Source organism: Mammaliicoccus sp. JADD-157 (assembly GCF_049310805.1).
GTDB lineage: Bacteria > Bacillota > Bacilli > Staphylococcales > Staphylococcaceae > Mammaliicoccus > Mammaliicoccus lentus.
Genome location: NZ_JBMOVZ010000003.1, coordinates 337,825 through 356,216, shown reverse-complemented (window position 1 = coordinate 356,216; position 18,392 = coordinate 337,825). Strand labels below are relative to the sequence as shown.

Annotated in this window: 18 protein-coding genes; 13 read left to right on the top strand and 5 right to left on the bottom strand. The window is 33.1% G+C overall.

Annotated elements, in window-relative coordinates:
* Nucleotides 1-53 precede the first annotated feature (53 nt).
* From lacA to lacG, 7 genes are read left to right on the top strand one after another with little or no spacing between them, the layout of a single operon-like run.
* A complete protein-coding gene (lacA, locus tag ACO6VN_RS10850; RefSeq protein ID WP_016998942.1) occupies nucleotides 54-482 on the top strand; it encodes a galactose-6-phosphate isomerase subunit LacA in 429 nt (142 codons plus the stop codon).
* A gap of 17 nt (nucleotides 483-499) precedes the next feature.
* Nucleotides 500-1,015 (top strand): galactose-6-phosphate isomerase subunit LacB, encoded by a 516-nt coding sequence (gene lacB / locus ACO6VN_RS10845; protein ID WP_064204377.1) that lies wholly within the window; start codon nucleotides 500-502, stop codon nucleotides 1,013-1,015.
* A gap of 12 nt (nucleotides 1,016-1,027) precedes the next feature.
* On the top strand, nucleotides 1,028-1,960 hold the full coding sequence (locus ACO6VN_RS10840) for a tagatose-6-phosphate kinase (protein WP_016998944.1): 933 nt from the start codon (nucleotides 1,028-1,030) through the stop codon (nucleotides 1,958-1,960).
* A 4-nt stretch (nucleotides 1,961-1,964) separates the two neighbouring features.
* Nucleotides 1,965-2,945 (top strand): tagatose-bisphosphate aldolase, encoded by a 981-nt coding sequence (lacD, locus tag ACO6VN_RS10835; RefSeq protein WP_239724360.1) that lies wholly within the window; start codon nucleotides 1,965-1,967, stop codon nucleotides 2,943-2,945.
* Between the two features lie 24 nt (nucleotides 2,946-2,969).
* On the top strand, nucleotides 2,970-3,284 hold the full coding sequence (locus ACO6VN_RS10830; protein WP_016998946.1) for a PTS lactose/cellobiose transporter subunit IIA: 315 nt from the start codon (nucleotides 2,970-2,972) through the stop codon (nucleotides 3,282-3,284).
* A gap of 2 nt (nucleotides 3,285-3,286) precedes the next feature.
* Nucleotides 3,287-5,020, top strand: coding sequence for a lactose-specific PTS transporter subunit EIIC (locus ACO6VN_RS10825; RefSeq protein WP_239724364.1), 1,734 nt, complete (start codon nucleotides 3,287-3,289; stop codon nucleotides 5,018-5,020).
* An 18-nt stretch (nucleotides 5,021-5,038) separates the two neighbouring features.
* The gene (lacG, locus tag ACO6VN_RS10820; RefSeq protein WP_216683588.1) at nucleotides 5,039-6,442 is read left to right on the top strand and encodes a 6-phospho-beta-galactosidase; all 1,404 of its coding nucleotides are present in this window, start codon (nucleotides 5,039-5,041) and stop codon (nucleotides 6,440-6,442) included.
* Between the two features lie 84 nt (nucleotides 6,443-6,526).
* On the opposite strand, the gene ACO6VN_RS10815 is transcribed toward lacG, so the two are convergent.
* Both ACO6VN_RS10815 and ACO6VN_RS10810 read right to left on the bottom strand, forming a co-directional pair.
* Nucleotides 6,527-7,177 carry a hypothetical protein gene (locus ACO6VN_RS10815; protein ID WP_194200366.1) on the bottom strand — a complete coding sequence of 217 codons (651 nt, stop codon included), beginning with the start codon at nucleotides 7,175-7,177 and terminating at the stop codon, nucleotides 6,527-6,529.
* An 88-nt stretch (nucleotides 7,178-7,265) separates the two neighbouring features.
* A complete protein-coding gene (locus ACO6VN_RS10810; protein ID WP_369964357.1) occupies nucleotides 7,266-9,017 on the bottom strand; it encodes a metallophosphoesterase in 1,752 nt (583 codons plus the stop codon).
* Between the two features lie 279 nt (nucleotides 9,018-9,296).
* Between ACO6VN_RS10810 and ACO6VN_RS10805 the strand changes: the two genes are divergently transcribed.
* On the top strand, nucleotides 9,297-10,046 hold the full coding sequence (locus ACO6VN_RS10805) for a glycerophosphoryl diester phosphodiesterase (protein ID WP_064204384.1): 750 nt from the start codon (nucleotides 9,297-9,299) through the stop codon (nucleotides 10,044-10,046).
* Between the two features lie 152 nt (nucleotides 10,047-10,198).
* Here ACO6VN_RS10805 and ACO6VN_RS10800 read toward each other — a convergent pair whose 3' ends face one another.
* Both ACO6VN_RS10800 and ACO6VN_RS10795 read right to left on the bottom strand, forming a co-directional pair.
* On the bottom strand, nucleotides 10,199-11,431 hold the full coding sequence (locus ACO6VN_RS10800) for a 5,10-methylene-tetrahydrofolate dehydrogenase (RefSeq protein ID WP_216683590.1): 1,233 nt from the start codon (nucleotides 11,429-11,431) through the stop codon (nucleotides 10,199-10,201).
* Nucleotide 11,432: 1 nt separating this feature from the next.
* A complete protein-coding gene (locus ACO6VN_RS10795; RefSeq protein WP_064211385.1) occupies nucleotides 11,433-12,587 on the bottom strand; it encodes a hypothetical protein in 1,155 nt (384 codons plus the stop codon).
* 261 nt (nucleotides 12,588-12,848) lie between these two features.
* Between ACO6VN_RS10795 and ACO6VN_RS10790 the strand changes: the two genes are divergently transcribed.
* Entirely contained in the window at nucleotides 12,849-13,823 is a 975-nt protein-coding gene (locus ACO6VN_RS10790; protein WP_422404655.1) for a ketoacyl-ACP synthase III, read from the top strand.
* Between the two features lie 83 nt (nucleotides 13,824-13,906).
* Here ACO6VN_RS10790 and ACO6VN_RS10785 read toward each other — a convergent pair whose 3' ends face one another.
* The gene (locus ACO6VN_RS10785) at nucleotides 13,907-15,097 is read right to left on the bottom strand and encodes an NADH-dependent flavin oxidoreductase (protein WP_422404654.1); all 1,191 of its coding nucleotides are present in this window, start codon (nucleotides 15,095-15,097) and stop codon (nucleotides 13,907-13,909) included.
* Nucleotides 15,098-15,362: 265 nt separating this feature from the next.
* On the opposite strand from ACO6VN_RS10785, the gene ACO6VN_RS10780 reads away from it, so the two are divergent.
* From ACO6VN_RS10780 to ACO6VN_RS10765, 4 genes are read left to right on the top strand one after another with little or no spacing between them, the layout of a single operon-like run.
* Nucleotides 15,363-16,367: an LLM class flavin-dependent oxidoreductase gene (locus ACO6VN_RS10780; protein ID WP_422404653.1), complete on the top strand. Its 1,005-nt coding sequence runs from the start codon at nucleotides 15,363-15,365 to the stop codon at nucleotides 16,365-16,367.
* 19 nt (nucleotides 16,368-16,386) lie between these two features.
* Nucleotides 16,387-16,719, top strand: coding sequence for a glycine cleavage system protein H (locus tag ACO6VN_RS10775; protein ID WP_422404652.1), 333 nt, complete (start codon nucleotides 16,387-16,389; stop codon nucleotides 16,717-16,719).
* Nucleotides 16,720-17,505, top strand: coding sequence for a protein-ADP-ribose hydrolase (locus ACO6VN_RS10770; RefSeq protein WP_422404651.1), 786 nt, complete (start codon nucleotides 16,720-16,722; stop codon nucleotides 17,503-17,505).
* A complete protein-coding gene (locus tag ACO6VN_RS10765) occupies nucleotides 17,498-18,388 on the top strand; it encodes an SIR2 family NAD-dependent protein deacylase (protein ID WP_216683594.1) in 891 nt (296 codons plus the stop codon). The genes ACO6VN_RS10770 and ACO6VN_RS10765 overlap by 8 nt, the downstream gene beginning before the upstream one ends.
* The last annotated feature ends 4 nt before the right edge of the window (nucleotides 18,389-18,392 follow it).

Below are 18,392 nucleotides of genomic sequence, written 5' to 3'. Positions count from 1 at the left end.
CGTTTATATTGTTTAAAGCAACAAGAAATAAACAAATAGAAAGGAAGATTTGAATGAATGTCGTAATTGGTTCAGATGAGCATGGGAAAAATCTAAAATCACGTATCAAACAATATTTATTGAAAAACAATTATAAAGTTGTAGATGCTACAGAAGGTAATGATGTTGACTTCGTAGATGCGACCTTAGCTGTTGTTAAAGAAGTTCAAACAAATGAAGAAAATTTAGGTATTGCAATAGATGCGTACGGAGCAGGCAGTTTCATGGTAGCAACAAAAATTAAAGGCATGATTGCTGCTGAAGTTTCCGAAGAAAGATCAGCATATATGACAAGGGAACATAATAATTCGAGAATGATTACGATAGGTTCAGAAATTGTTGGAGAACAACTCGCAATTAACATTGTTCAAGAGTTTATTAACGCTAAATATGATGGTGGAAGACATCAAATTCGTGTCGATATGTTAAATAAAATGTGCTAAATGAGGAGGAAATATAGATGAAGATTGCAATTGGTTGTGATCATATTGTTACAGATACAAAAATGGCAGTTTCACAATTTTTAAAAACGCTTGGTCATGAAGTGATTGATTGTGGTACTTATGATTTTGCGAGAACACATTATCCTATTTACGGAAAAAAGGTCGGAGAAGCAGTAACAACTGGAGAAGCAGATTTGGGTGTATGTATATGTGGGACTGGCGTTGGTATAAATAATGCTGTTAATAAAGTTCCAGGTGTACGTTCTGCTCTAGTAAGAGATATGACTTCTGCTATTTATGCTAAAGAAGAATTAAATGCGAACGTGATTGGATTTGGAGGCAAAATCATTGGTGAATTATTAATGTGCGATATTATTGAAGCTTTTATTGAAGCTGAATATAAACCTACAGAAGAGAATAAAAAGCTTATTTCTAAAATTAAATATTTAGAAGGTCAAAGTGAAAGCCAAACAGACGCTCATTTCTTTGATGAATTTTTAGAGAAGTGGGATAAAGGTGAATATCATGATTAAAGGAATATTATTATGATTTTAACGATTACGATGAATCCTTCAGTAGACATATCATATCAATTGGATAATTTATCAATCAATCATGTTAATAGAACAAATAAATTGAATAAAACCGCTGGTGGAAAAGGTTTAAATGTAACGAGAGTTTTAAACCAGTTAAATGAACAAGTTGTGGCTTCTGGTTTAAAAGGTGGTAAACTCGGAGAATTTCTTGAACAATCTTTGAATGATCATAATATAGCAAATCACTTTTTTGAAATTCAAGGCAATACAAGAAATTGTATCGCTATATTACACGAAGGAAACCAAACAGAAATACTTGAAGGTGGACCTACTATTAGTACTGAAGAAATAGAAAGCTTTAATGAACATTTTGAAGAACTCGTGAGTAAATCTGACGTTGCTGTGATATCCGGAAGTTTACCTAAAGGCGTGGAACCAAATTTTTATTCAAGTTTAATAAAGACCTGTGATAAACACTCTGTTCCAGCAATTTTAGACTGTTCTAATAAAGCGCTTACAGAAGTATTGAGAGGTCAATATAAACCATTGTTGATTAAACCGAATATCGATGAAATCGCTGAATTACTTGGAGAACAAATAAATGAAAATATTGATTCATTGAAACAAGCAGTATCGAATCCAATATTTAAAAATATCGAATGGGTTGTTGTGTCTTTAGGTTCAAATGGTGTATTCGCTAAACATAAAGATAAATATTACAAAGTGGACATACCTAAAATCCAAGTTGTGAATCCTGTTGGTTCAGGCGATTCAATGATAGCTGGTTTTGCGTCTGCTTTAATTAATAAAGCAACGAATGAAGAAATACTTAAAAAGGCAAATACTCTAGGTATGTTAAACGCACAAGAAACAGTTACGGGTTATATCAATTTAAAGAACTACGATGACCTTTATAACAAAATCAAAATTATTGAGGTGTGAACAAATGAATAAAATAGATCATAAATTTGAACAATTAAGGCGTTTAAGCGATGAGAAAGGTATCATATCAGCTTTAGCGTTCGATCAACGAGGCGCTTTAAAACGTATGATGGCTAAGTATCAAGATACAGAACCAACTTTAGAGCAAATAGAAAATTTAAAGACATTAGTTTCTGAAGCTTTAACAGAATATGCTTCTTCAATATTGCTAGATCCAGAATATGGTTTACCAGCTTCTAAAGTACGTAATAGTGAATCAGGATTATTATTAGCTTATGAAAAAACAGGCTATGATGTGAACACTAAAGGGCGATTGCCAGATTGTTTAGAAGATTGGTCAGTTAAAAGGATTAAAGAGCAAGGTGCAGATGCTGTTAAATTCCTTCTATATTATGACATTGATGATTCTGAAAGTATCAATATTAAGAAAAAGGCATATATAGAAAGGATTGGTTCTGAGTGTGTAGCTGAAAATATTCCATTTTTCTTAGAAGTATTAACTTATGACGATAATATTCCTGATAACGGAAGTGTTGAATTCGCTAAAGTTAAACCTAGAAAGGTTAATGGCGCTATGAAAGTATTCTCAGAAGAGAGATTTAATGTGGATGTATTAAAAGTAGAAGTTCCTGTAAACATGAATTACGTTGAAGGATTTGGAGAAAGTGAAATTGTATATACGAAAGAAGAAGCTATGCAATATTTTAGAGAACAAGAAGATTCAACAAACCTTCCATACATTTATTTAAGTGCAGGTGTATCTGCAAAATTATTCCAAGAAACATTGGAATTTGCACATGCATCAGGTGCTAAATTCAATGGTGTACTTTGTGGACGAGCAACTTGGGCAGGAGTCGTACCTATTTACATAGAAAAAGGGGAAGAAGCGGCTAGAAAATGGTTGCAAACAGAAGGTTTTAATAATATTAATGCATTGAATAATGTGATTAAACAAACAGCTTTTTCAGTTAAGGAGAAATTATAAGAACGAATTAAAGGAGTGTTAACCATGAATCGTGAAGAAACAACAATGTTAGGTTTTGAAATAGTCGCTTATGCAGGAGACGCTAGATCAAAATTACTAGAAGCATTAAACGCTGCACAACAAGGGGATTTCAATGAAGCAGAACAATTAATAGAAGGAGCTAATCAATGTATTGTAAGTGCTCATAATGCACAAACTGATTTGCTAGCTAAAGAAGCATCTGGCGAAGACATTGCATATAGTGTAACGATGATGCATGGTCAAGACCACCTTATGACTACTCTGCTTCTGAAAGATATGATGAAGCATATCGTTGAACTATATAAAAGAGGGAGCTGATAATTATGGAAGCACTTATCGCACAAATTGAAAAAGCTAAGCCACTTTTTGAAAAAATTTCTCGAAATATTTATTTAAGAGCTATCCGTGATGGTTTTATTTCAGCAATGCCTGTAATTTTATTTTCAAGTATTTTCTTATTAATAGCTTATGTACCAAACGTATTTGGTTTTACATGGAGCAAGAGTATTGAAGATGCACTTATGAAGCCTTATCAATACACGATGGGTATTGTAGCATTGTTAGTTGCGGGTACTACTGCTAAATCTTTAACCGATTCGTATAACCGAAGATTAGAAAATACAAAGCAAATTAACTTTATATCTACTATGTTAGCATCGATTTGTGGCTTTTTATTTTTAGCTTCTGATTCGATAAAAGAGGGCGGATTTGCGAGTGAGTTTCTAGGTACTAAAGGTTTATTAACAGCATTTTTATCTGCATTCGTTACAGTTATAATATATAACATTTGTGTTAAGAAAAACGTCACGATAAAAATGCCCGAAGAAGTTCCACCAAATATTTCACAAGTATTTAAAGATATTATCCCATTCGCTTTAGTTATTTTAGTGTTATATGGTTTTGATTTACTAAGTAGAGCAGCATTAGGATCAAATGTTGCTCACGCTATCATCAAGTTCTTCGCACCATTATTTACGGCAGCAGACGGCTATGTCGGTATTACTATTATATTTGGAGCTTTTGCATTATTTTGGTTCGTTGGAATTCATGGTCCTTCAATAGTGGAACCGGCAATAGCTGCTATAACTTATGCTAATATTGAAACGAACTATCAATTATTAAGTTCTGGTGCTCATGCAGACAAAATCATAACTTCTGGAACACAAATGTTTATTGCAACTATGGGTGGAACAGGTGCTACTTTAGTCGTGCCATTCATGTTTATGTGGCTAGCTAAATCTAAGCGTAATAAAGCGATTGGAAGAGCATCTGTAGTACCTACATTCTTTGGAGTGAATGAGCCTATTCTCTTTGGTGCACCATTAGTGTTGAACCCTGTGTTCTTCATACCATTCATATTAGCGCCAATAGCAAACGTATGGATTTTTAAAATATTTGTTGATTTAGTTGGTATGCATAGTTTTAGTGTTAACCTTCCATGGACAACGCCAGCGCCTCTCGGAATTGTGATGGGAACAGGATTAGGAGTATGGTCCTTTATTTTAGCGATTACTTTAGTGATAGTAGATATTATTATTTATTACCCATTCCTTAGAGTGTACGATAGACAAATTGTTGAAGAAGAAATTTCTGGACTCAATCAATCTGAGAATCTACAAGATAAAGTTAAGGAAAATTTTGATACAAGTAAAGCTGATAGTATTATAAGTAGTTCTAATAATAATGAAACTCAAGAATATGATGAAGAACAAAGTAATAATGACTTAAGCAACGATGAAGCCAAAAACGTATTAGTATTATGCGCAGGTGGCGGTACGAGTGGATTACTTGCTAACGCTTTAAACAAAGCAGCTAAAGAATTTGGAGCACACGTTACGGCAGCAGCTGGAAGTTATGGTGCTCATATGGACATTATGAAAGACTATGATTTAATCGTTCTTGCACCACAAGTAGCTTCAAACTACGAAGATATTAAACAAGACGTTGATAGATTAGGTCTTAAATTAGCAAAAACAGAAGGTGCAGAATACATTAAATTAACGCGTGATGGTAAAGGCGCATTAGAGTTTGTAAAAAATCAATTCAATAATTAGAAGGGAATAGAGATATATATGAAAAAATTACCTGAGGATTTTATTTTTGGTGGCGCAACTGCAGCATATCAAGCTGAAGGAGCAACTCAAACAGATGGAAAAGGAAGAGTAGCTTGGGACACTTATTTAGAAGAGAATTATTGGTATACGGCAGAGCCAGCAAGTGATTTTTATAATCGTTATCCAGTAGATTTAGAGCTTAGTGAAAAATTTGGAGTTAATGGAATTAGAATTTCGATAGCATGGTCAAGAATTTTTCCAGATGGATACGGTGAAGTGAATTCTAAAGGTGTTGAATATTATCATAATTTATTTAAAGAATGTCAAAAAAGAAATGTAGAACCGTTTGTAACGCTTCATCACTTTGATACACCTGAAACGTTACATTCTGACGGAGACTTTTTAAACCGTCGAAATATTGATTATTTCGTTGAATATGCAGATTTTTGCTTTAATGAATTTGAAGAAGTGAATTATTGGACTACATTTAATGAAATTGGACCTATAGGAGATGGTCAATACTTAGTAGGTAAATTCCCTCCAGGTATTAAATATGATTTCGAAAAAGTATTTCAATCTCATCACAATATGATGATAGCGCACGCAAGAGCAATTAAAATATTTAAAGAAAAAGGGTATAAAGGAGAAATTGGGATTGTTCATGCACTTCCTACTAAATATCCATATGATCCAAGTAACCCTGAAGATGTGAGAGCAGCGGAACTTGAAGATATTATCCATAATAAATTTATTTTAGATGCAACATACTTGGGCGAGTACTCAGACAAAACAATGCAAGGTGTTCAGCACATTCTTGAAGTCAATGGAGGAGAACTTGATATTCGCGATGAAGATTTAAAAATATTAAATGATTCAAAAGGCTTAAATGACTTCTTAGGTATCAATTATTATATGAGTGATTGGATGAAAGTATTTGACGGTGAATCTGAAATTACACATAATTCGAAAGGCAATAAAGGTGGATCTAAATATCAACTTAAAGGTATAGGGCAACGTGAGTTTGATGTAGATGTACCACGCACGGATTGGGATTGGATGATATACCCTAAAGGACTTTATGATCAAATTATGAGAGTGAAAGCTGATTATCCAAACTATAAGAAAATTTATATTACGGAAAATGGTCTAGGGTATAAAGATAAATTTGAAGATAATACAGTTTATGATGATGCTCGTATTGATTATGTTAAGAAACATTTAGAAGTAATATCAGACGCTATAGCAGATGGTGCAAATGTTAAAGGGTATTTTATCTGGTCATTAATGGATGTGTTTTCTTGGTCAAACGGTTATGAAAAAAGATATGGATTATTCTACGTAGACTTTGATACACAAGAAAGATACCCAAAGAAAAGCGCATATTGGTATAAGAAGCTATCAGAAACAAAAACAATTGAATAAAACAGTAAAAAGCTTATCTTATTGGTTACGACCAAAAGATAAGCTTTTTATATGAGTGATAAAGTGTAAAAATTCCTTTTAATATCATTTATTATTTAGAATTTTTTTCCAATCTTCTGTTAAGGTCTCATTTTTTACTTCTTTGAAAATGAAGTTAGGTTTTAAGTTTGGATCTTTGTCATTATGATCTTTTGCTGCGAACCCTGTTGAAAGAGTAATGTCATCTTCTGAATTAAATGTGTGTGCATAAACTTTACCATTATCAGCAAACAAATATTTTGTAATAGGCTTATTCATATTTGCTACATTTTGATAGCCTTCAATATTAGATAAATTTTCTGCTGCTTTATCAAACCCAGTTGTGCCATTACTTGAATGATATGAGACAGCTCCAACAACATTGTGTATATCAAATGCTTTTTTGCCTGGTTTGCCTTTATCACTAACTTGAATTTCACCATCATCTGTAAGTGTATATGCATCACCAGTAGCATAATCACCGAAGCTCAAATAACGATTAGAGATTGCTAAAGATTGTTCTTGAGCATATTTATCTAATGATTTCATGATAGATTTTTTAATTTTTTTCTTATCTGATGAATTAATATCTGTTTTTTGGGCTTGAGTTGTATGTGCTGATTTAACGTGTTGTTGAGATTGGCTTTGGCTACTACAACCGACGGTAAAAACGACGATGCTAATTGTAAGAAAAATGTATTTGAATATTGCTTTCATAAATAAACTCCTTTATGTATAAGGGGGTGGGACTACGAAATCTTTTTATCAAAATAAGATTTCTGTCCCACTCCCAATTCATTCATAACTATTTATTTTGCTTATTTTTCAAAATACCAAATTCGTCGACTAATTTTACTTCACGTTGTTCTCCTTTGCTAATATCTCCGTATAGTTGATAAATTTTCACTTTAAGTTTGTTTCCTGATACTTCGTAAACTGAAAAGTTTTGCTCGGATGAATCGCGATTATTTTCATGACTAGTATCAAAAGCTTTAGATTTATGTGGTTGATTGCCAAGTGCGAACAAGCTGTTGTAATGATCTAATTGTTGTTGTGTTAAATCGCCTAATTCAGGACGTACTTTTTTGATGTGTTCTAATGAACGATCATAAATAGCATCATAAGCTTTTGTACCACCTGTGTTTGGCAATACATAGACTGAACCATTTGGATTATCATAATATTCTACATGGTCTTTTCCTAAAACTTGTGATGCATCTTCAGGTTTTGCGTTTACAAAGCTATTTTTAGTAGAAGTATGCTCCAATGGTTTAGTTCGTGATAAAACATGATCGTGACCTTGTAACACTAAATCCACATCTAATTCATCAATCTCTTTTGTCAGTTCATTTCTAATTTTATTAACATCTTCATCGGATAGTGCATGATAAGATTTTGAATACATTGGTTTATGCAGGTTTAAAATAATCCATTTTGCACCGTTTTGTTTTGCTTGCTTAATATCTTTTTTAATCCAATCCATTTGTTCTTTGCCGATTGCTTTTTCATCAGGATTATCTTTAGATTTTTTGTTGTCATTTGTATTTGCTACAACCATGTGTGCACCGTTGTAATCAAATGAGTAATAAGAACCACCATTTACTGCATTATTTTCTTTTGGCACGTTCATGTGTTTGTTAAATTGACCTAATAATTTGTCATCGTCTTCACTTAAAGCATATTCATCGTGGTTTCCTGGAGCAGAAGCGACTGGAACAGATAAAAATGAAGGTCTTGAGCGCTCGTATAAATCTACCCATTCATCTTCAACTTCAGCAGTTTCAACAAAATCACCTGTGTGTAATGCAAAATTTGGATCTCCTGCTGTTTGAATTGCTTGTTGAATTGTATCAGCACCGAATTGAGCTTCGTTTCTTACATGTTCATTCCAGTAAGCATTTTGTGTATCAGTATACTGTACGAATTTAAATTCATCACCACTGTTACCAGATGTTTTGAATTGACCAACTTCACTTTGTGGACCACTCGCACTACCAACTTTATAATAGTATTTTGTATTCGGCTTTAAATTTTGAGCTTTAGCTTTATATGTATACTCTGGAACGGTAGTTAATTCAGACTTACCGTGTTTATCACCGCTAGTCCATTCCGCACCGCTAGCATTCTCATCAGTATAATAGCCATTAATTTTTTCTTTACCATTACTATCTTTAATAATTTCGCCTTCATCGTCTTTCTCTACATCAGCAAAAATGAAATTCCCGTTTTTATCTCGTTCGACATATTTAGAATTTACTTTTTTAGGCTTTGAATTAACTACTTGCGCGTCACTAAAATCTCCCGTTTCTGATATCCATACTTTTGCATCATTAAACTTATTTGTCGTGTACCAACTAAAACCCATTTGTGTTCTTGTATCACCATTAAAATTAGCGATTATACGATTTGGGTTGTTATTTGTAGGCACGGGCGCTACTTGAGGTTTTTCTTGCATAATCTTGATAGATTGATTACTTTGGGCTTGGGAACTGTTTTGCTCAGGTGCTTTTCCCGCTCCACTTGCATCTGCATATTGTGAACCAGGTAAGAGTAACATAACACTTGCTGTACTTGCTGTGACAAACTTTAACAAACTTCCACTTTTCATCTTTTAAGAACCTCCTATGTATGATTACTTCGAATTATAGCAATGGGATGTTAAATTAATATTAAGATGTTGTTAAAATACTTAACTTGCTTTAAACCGCTAATCAACTAATAGAATGACCTTTACAAGAGACTCATATTTCTTGTGTTGGACGTTCTTTATATCTAAAATACAAAAAAAGAGGGTAGTAGATTAATAAAACCTTCAATATAGTTAAGGAGTGAAGATATGCTTACCGTTTATGGACATAGAGGGCTGCCTAGTAAAGCTCCAGAAAATACGATTGCATCTTTCAAAGCAGCATCCGAAATTGAGGATGTAAAATGGTTGGAACTTGATGTAGCCATTACGAAAGATGAACAATTAATTATTATTCATGATGATTATTTAGATCGTACGACAAATATGACCGGGGAAATAACTCAATATAATTATAGTGACATTAAATCTGCATCTGCCGGATCTTGGTATAGTTCGAAATTCAAAGATGAAGTTTTGCCAACATTTGACGATGTGATTGAAATAGCAAATGAATATAATATGAATTTGAATGTAGAATTAAAAGGTGTAACTGGACCAAATGGAACTGCACTTTCCAATAGTATGGTTAAACAAGTTAAAGAAAAGTTAGCTCAGTTAAACTCTAATCTTGAAGTTCTTATTTCAAGTTTTAATTTTGTATTAATCAAGTTATCGCATGAAATAATGCCGGAATATAAACGAGCTTGTTTATTCTGGACAACATCTTTCAGAGAAGACTGGAGAACAATTTTAGATTATTGTCATTCTAAAACTGTTAATGTTCAAGATTCATCTCAGTTAACGCAATCTAAAATAAGTGTGATTAAAGAAGCAGGATATGAAATTAACGTTTGGACTGTTAATAAAGCATCCCGTGCGAATCAACTCGCAAATTGGGGAATAGATGGTATCTTCACAGATAACGCTGATAAATTAATTCATTTATCAAATTCATAAAAAACCTTAGCTATAAACCTACTAATGTAATTAGGTTTTAAGCTAAGGCTTTTTTTAATATTTCTGTTTCACGTGAGACAATTTTAATATTTATAGACGAATTTACATAGAGGGAGTCTAAGGGTTGTCTGACCGTACTGATACGGGCAGTCTTATTTCTCTTGATTTTTATCCGTGTTATAGACTGTTTGATCTTTATTGTCTTGTTTTTTTTCTTGTTGCTCTGCTTTGTCTTCTTCTTCGATTTCAGCTTCTTGTTGTTCTTTTTCTTCTCGTAATTCTTTGATGCGTTTGTAACGCATTTTTTGTCTATAGCCATAAGTACTTTCGAGTATTAATTCTTCATTATTTAAGCCTGCGCCAATTGCTCCGGCAACAGTAGAAATTGATGCTGCGAACCATGCAAGGTTAAAGAAAGTTATGAAGTCTGCTGATCTGCCCATCTTCAATGTTTGACCGAGATAATCAGGCGGTAAAATCACAAGGGCAGCTACTAAGAATAAAATCAATAACGTCACATAATAAATAATCAATGAAATTGCTAAAGTAGAAACCGTTGTAAAATTATACAATCTCGTAATGCGACGATCTTCACTTTGTTTAATAGGCTCCCACAAACGATGTGCTACAATTGTCCAAATCATCATACCTAAAACTGCAACAATCGTCATACAAAATAATCGCCACTCTGTATAAACATAACTTAAATTCCACATTGTTGTAAAAACGATACCGAATGCTCCAGTTGTAAAAGCTATTGCCACAACACTACTTAAACTAGACATCATATTGAGCGGATTGTTCGCAAAAGTCATACCACTTATTAATCTAAATGCCCCAAATGTTTTATTGGATACTAAATATTGAACGTGTTCTGATTTAGTATTTTCTATATAGTGTGATGTACGTTTAAGAGATGATAAAGGAAATTGGCTATTCATCAGTTCATGGCTTGTTTCTGGTTCTTTATTTTTATTTTTATGTTTGTACTCATTTACTTCTTTAATAATGCCAACGATAGTATGTTTCGCTCTTTTTTTCATTGGTCTCCAACCGTATGAAGGGAGAGAAATAAGACTTGTACCAGTGTCTTTATTAATATCGACAGCTACAACATATTTTTCTTGAAAGACTGGTAAATCGGTTATACATATCGTATAAGCCCATTCATTAGAATGATTGTAGTCATTTGTTTTTTCATAGATTCGTTCAACAGATTCTGCTGAACCCGTTAAAGGATCGATTGTTAAACTAATTTTCCATTCAACATCTGAATTTATATATTTAGACAAAGTTTCAGGTAGTTCATTTTCAAGTTGATAAGCTAAATTTTCAGGGAGGCCAGGGGCTGCAACTATACCTACGACTATTTTATTTTTAGTCATCTTATTTCTCCTCCTTTCTATGCGATTGTTTTTCACCTTCATATTGTTCTTCATTTTCTTTATCATCTTCACTTTGACTTTGAGAAATGTATTCGTAACGATAGTATTGTCTGTAAGAATACGTTACGCGACGAATTTTTTCAGCATTCTCAACTGTTGAACCTAAAGCTCCTGCTAAAAAGCCTAGTGAAGTAATGAACCAAATTAAATTAACATAGTCTATGAAAGTTGGGTGTATGCTATTTAAAGAAGTCCATGATGTAAATAACTCAGGTGGCACGAAAAGTAACGCACTTATTCCGAGTAACACAAAAAGTAAAAGGTAGTGAAATATAGTAATCGAGCCTACCGTCATAAATGTTGTTAAATTATAAGCATTTCGATAAATCCTTTGTGTTTTTGTAGAAGGATGCTCCCAAAGCTTATAAGAATAAATTAACCATGCAGTCATCCCTATTAAAGATAAAAGCGTTAATAAAATAAAACGCCAATAATCATATGAAATACTTAAATCCCAAGGCGTTGAAAAAATAGACACATACGTACCTGTCGCAAATGAAACAGATATAATCTTTTTGAAATCACCTATTGCTGACCATGGTTCATTAGCATAAGTCATCCCAGCAATAATATGAATCCAACCTATAGCAGCAGATTCTATTATAATTCGTACAGTTTGGGTTGAATTGTCCTCATTAGGTGTTACTTTAGATATTTTGGCAAATTTAAATCCTTTATTTTTTAATAAATCAACATCGTCTTCTTTGCGATACATGTAATTAAGCACAAAAGCTAGAAAGCTTTTCAATTTCTTCTTTAAATTAATTACACCAAGAGCTGGTAAAGAAAGAAATGCTGAATGTGTGTCTGTGTTTATATCACATACGACTGCTTTTTTACCAGAAATACTCGGTAAATCAGTGACACAAATAACATAATCCCAATTGTTTTGATTTTTTTTATCTTTTATTAAATCAAGTGTTTCATCCATATGCTCAGATGTGCCAATCATAGGAGCTACTTCCTGTTCAAAGTGCCAATCCACGTTTGAATCTATATTAGATTTGAAAGTTTCCTCTAGTTGATTGATTACTTTATCAATCAATTTATTTGGCATATCTGGAGAAGGAATCAATCCAACTGTTATAGCCTTCATAAGGTGACCTCCTTAAACTTATATGACCATTTATTAATTCCCGTATTATCCTGATTTAATCATATTCAGAGCAAAAGAAAAAACCAAATAACATACTTTATACACAAAAAATATATAATATGACCATTTATTAATTTAAAATCTAGGAGTATAGTTGTTTATAGTACGATAATAAAAAAGTAGTTCACATCATTTAATGAATAACAAAAGTATTATTTTAAAAAGAAAATAAGAATTCTATCAAGATGAGGTGGGGAAAAGATGACTCATGCAAAAATTACAGCTGTTGGCTCATATAAGCCATCAAAAGTATTAACAAACGAAGATATGGAACAACTAGTTGAAACAAGTGACGATTGGATTATTTCACGTACAGGTATTAAAGAACGACGTATAGCAGCAGATGACGAATTTACATCTGATTTATGTTATGAAGCTATTAAAAATTTAGAAAAGAAATATAATAAAGACATTAGCGATGTGGATTTAATAATTGTCTCAACTTTAACACCGGACTATAGAACGCCAAGTGTAGCTTCATATGTACAAGGTAGACTAGGTCTTGAAAATGCTGCTGCAATAGATGTTAATGCAGCGTGCGCAGGATTTGTATATGGTATTAATATGGCAAATGCATATATATCATCAGGTATGTACAATAAAATTATTGTCGTTGCAGGTGAAGTTTTATCTAAAATCACTGATTATTCTGACCGTAATACATGTGTTTTATTTGGTGATGGCGCAGGTGCATTTTTAATAGAAAATGATGAAGAATCAAGTTTTATCACGTCCACAAGTGGCTCAGAAGGAAAATTAGCTGAAAGTTTATACTGTACAGATGTAAGTAAAACGATGTTCGGAAAAGATTTAGAACAAATCGGTTTCGTAAATCAAAATGGTAAAGAAGTGTATAAATGGGCAATCAAAATGGTACCTAGAGAAATAGAAAAATTAGCTGAAAAAGCAAATGTAGAATTGAAAGATGTAGATTGGTTTGTACCACACAGTGCAAACTTGAAAATGATACAGAACATCTGTAAGAGAAGTGAATATCCATTTGAACGAACGCTACATAGTCTAGTTTATTACGGCAATACATCTTCAGCTACGATACCACTTGCTATAGATGATGCAGTAGACAGAGGAGATATTAAAAAAGGCGAAACACTACTGTTATTTGGCTTTGGCGGTGGTTTAACATATTCAAGTTCATTAATAAAATGGGGAATATAAGAGGGTAAGAAACTCTATTTTTCAAAAAAGCTCCTAATTCGTTAAACTTTATTTAACGGGTTAGGAGCTTTTGTTAAGGAAATTTAGTCATCATAATTCTTTTCTAATTTTCGTAATTCGTCTCGTGCTTTCTTTTCTAGACCTTCCCCATAATCCATCATGCGTACGATGTCTTTAAAAGCTGCTTTTGGAATTGCTAATGATTCAAGTTCTTCTGATGTAACATTTAAATTAATTTCTTCGAGTCTGCCTTCTTTTAATTTATGAACAAAATCAGGTTCTGTAACGAAAGGTGAAGACATCCCGACCATATCTGCATTTTGGAGTGCATCTAAAGCTGTTTCAGGAGAATTGATACCTCCACTAACGATAAGTGGTATTCTTCCATTTAAATGTTCATATACGACTTGATTTACTCTTCTGCCAAAATATTTACCAGGTGTGCGCGTTGTATTTTGATAAATATGACGCCCCCAACTAGCGATAGCTAAATAATGAATGTTTGCAACTTCTAATACCCAGTCTAAATGTTGATTAAATTCATCGATTGTATAACCAAGTTTATCTCCTCGTGTTTCTTCAGGAGTCGCTCTATAACCGAAAATAAAATCATCAGGTGCTTCTTTATCGATTACTTTTTGGACAGCTTCCATGACTTCTAATCCGAATCTTGCTCTGTTTTCTAATGTGTTTCTTCCATATTGATCTGTTCGTTCATTTGAGAATGTAGAAAAGAATGTCTGTATAAGTAAACGTTGTGCTATAGATATTTCGACACCATCAAATCCTGCTTGAATAGCGCGCGAAGTTGCGTCAGCATATTGTTGTATTACTTCATTTATTTTAGAAACTGACATTTCTAGTACTTCATGTTTAATAGGTGAATTTAATGACATTGGGCTTGGGCCATAAACTTGTCCATATTTTAAAATAGCATGATTAGAAAAACGACCTGCGTGCGCAAGTTGTAAAATAGCTTTATTGCCTGAACCTTTCATTGCTTTAGCAACTTTAGTTAACCCCGGTATACAAGCATCGTCAGAAATATTAAATCCATATTCAAATAATTGTCCGTAAGGTTCTATGTATGCTGCGCCAGTTACTTGCAAAGGTGCTGAATCTGCACGTCTTTTGGCGTAATTTAAATCTTCTTCTGTAATATGACCTTCTTTAGTAGATGAATTTGTTGTCATCGGTGAAAGTACAAAACGGTTTGATAATACAACGCCATTAGGCAATTGAAGTGATTCTAATAAAGGTGAGTATTTATTCATGTTATAACATCCTCTTTCGCGCTTTTCATTACTTTCAAATTAACATTGAAAAATTTAATAATCAATAAACAAATAGCTAAATGAATATTTATCTGCCGGAAATTTAATAATTGCATAAATGGTTAACAAAATACTGATAAAAAAGTTATAATATATATTGGACAAAAAGGGATTAAGCAATAAATGTGATATTTCATACATCATCATGCATAATATAGTCGAACATGATTTTAGCAGTGATGTAAGTAATCTTGGAGATGATGGTTTGGTTGAATTAAGTGTATTGGATTACGCTGTGATAGATGAAGGAAAAAGCGCTGAAGAAGCTTTGCAAGATACTGTGAAACTGGCTAAGTTAGCAGACAAGCTTAACTTTAAGCGATTTTGGTTAACAGAGCATCACGATGTGCCAGCGTTTGCCTGCAGTAGTCCTGAATTAATGATGATGCATTTATTATCAGAAACAAAGCGAATTAAATTAGGCTCTGGTGGCGTTATGTTACCACATTATAGCCCGTATAAAATAGCAGAGAACTTTAGATTGTTAGAAGGTTTGTTTCCAAATAGAACGGATTTAGGCATTGGTAGTAATTTAGGAACTGCGATTGTTAAACGTGCTTTGAATGAAGGTAAAACAGACTTCCTAGATTATGAGCAAAGCATCAAAGATATACGTCATTATATTACGAATCAAGATGAAGATCAGCGCTATAAAGGATTAATTGCTCAACCTCATTTATCTCATCATTCGGGTATGTGGCTACTTTGTACAAGTGCTGAATCAGCTCAGATTGCAGCTGAGCAAGGAATAGGCTTGACGTTAGGTACGTTTTTATTACCTAATCAAGCTCAAATTGATAGTGCAAAAGAAAGTGTCGATACTTATCGCAAAGCTTTTAATCGCACATCATTAAATATGAGCTCCACTGTTATGATAACAACATTTGTTATTGTTACAGATACTGAACAAGAAGCTGAAGACTTGTTACAATCATTAGATGTATGGTTACTAGGCAAAAAACAGTTTGCTGAATTCAGTCGATTTCCATCTATTGAAACTGCTAAATCATATAAATTAAGTGAACGAGATCAACGTTTGATTGAACAACATCGTGCACGTGTTATTGCAGGGACGAAAGAACAAATTAAACTTAAAATAGATCGACTTGTCGAAGATTTCAAAGCAAATGAAGTCTTATTAGTACCATTGCATCCAGGAATTAAACAGAGATGTAGAACTTTAGAGCTATTATCAGAAATATATTTATAAATGAAAGGGAAGATTTTTAATGAAAAAATTAGCGAATTACTTATGGGTAGAGAAAGTAAATAATCAATATGTTTATAGAATGACACCGGAGTTACAAGATGATATTGGAACTGTAGGTTATGTAGAATTTATGGGACCAGACGACATAAATGTAGACGATGAAATTGTAAGTATTGAAGCATCTAAAACAGTGTTAGATGTACAATCTCCATTAGCAGGTACAATCGTGGAACGTAATAAAAAAGCTGAAGATGAGCCAACAATTTTAAACTCTGAAAAACCTGAAGAAAATTGGTTAGTTAAATTAGAAAATGTAGACGAAGCTGCATTTAACGCATTATCTGAGGCATAAATGAAACAAACACAAGATGAGAGACTCGCTTATCTCACAGCTTATTTATGGAATGAAGCACATGGAGACACTCCTATTGTTGATGAGGGACGAAGTAAGTGGGAGCTGTATCGCGGACTCCAAAATGTTCGTTCCCCTAAACCAATAGACGATGCTTTTATCCAGGTACAAGATGCTTATTTATCAGAACTTAACCAAAAGCATGTAACATATATTGAAGATTTGGAGCCAAAATTAAACCAAAATATTTATTTATGGCAAGGTGATATCACTACATTAGCAGTAGATGGTATTGTGAATGCTGCTAATAGTAAGTTCTTAGGTTGTATGCAGGCTAACCATAATTGTATTGATAATATTATTCATACAAAAGCTGGCGTACAGCTTCGTTTAGCATGCGATGAAATTATTAAAAAACAAGGTAAAAAAGAAGGCGTAGGTAAAGCTAAAATTACGTCAGCATATAATTTACCGTCCCAATATGTGATTCATACAGTAGGACCACAAGTTCAAAGAAAACCTCTTTCTCAAATGAATAAAGACTTGCTTGCGAAATCATATCGAAGTTGTTTAAAACTGGCTGATGAAAATGGATTGAAGCATTTAGCATTCTGCTGTATTTCAACTGGTGTATTTGGATTTCCACAAGAAGAGGCGACAAAAATTGCAATCGAAACAACGTTAAATTATTTAAATGAAACAAATTCACCTATAAAAGTTATTTTTAATGTTTTTAAAGATAAAGATTTCCAATTATATAAGGAGGCACTCAGTCAACATGAATAAAGAAACATGGGATGCATTAACATTGAACCAAACCCACAATACCCAAGCTGAAGTAATTGCTCAAGCTTTTAAAGAAGCGGATGCGGTCGTAGTTGGTATTGGTGCTGGTATGTCAGCTTCTGATGGCTTCACGTATATTGGCGATCGTTTTACAAAGAACTTTCCAGACTTTATCGAAAAGTATGGATTTTTTGATATGTTACAAGCTAGTTTACATCCTTTTGAAAGTTGGCAAGAATATTGGGCTTTTGAAAGTCGATTTGTAAAATTAAATTATATAGATCAACCTGTAGGTAAGTCATATATTGCATTAAAAGAAATGCTTAAAGATAAAGAACACCATATTATAACAACTAATGCGGATAATGCTTTTGATATAGCTGAATATGACATGGATAAAGTGTTCCACATCCAAGGTAAATATATTTTATGGCAATGTAGTCAACACTGTCATGCTCAAACGTATCGAGATGATGATGCAATTAGACAAATGGTAGAACAACAAGAAGATATGAAAATCCCTTGGGACCTCATTCCACATTGTCCGAAATGTGATGCACCTATGGAAATAAATAAACGTAAAGCACAAGTAGGTATGGTAGAAGATGCTGACTTTCATGCACAGTTAGATCGGTATAATGCATTTTTAGAAAAACATCAAGATGACAAAGTTCTTTATATAGAAATTGGCATTGGTTACACAACACCTCAATTTGTGAAACATCCTTTCCAACGTATGACACGCCATAACGAAAATGCAGTTTATATGACTTTAAACAAAAAAGCGTATCGCATTCCTAAAAATATAGAAGATAGAACAATACATTTAACAGAAGACATTTCTACTTTAATAACAGATGCACAACAAATCTTACAAAATTAGGAGT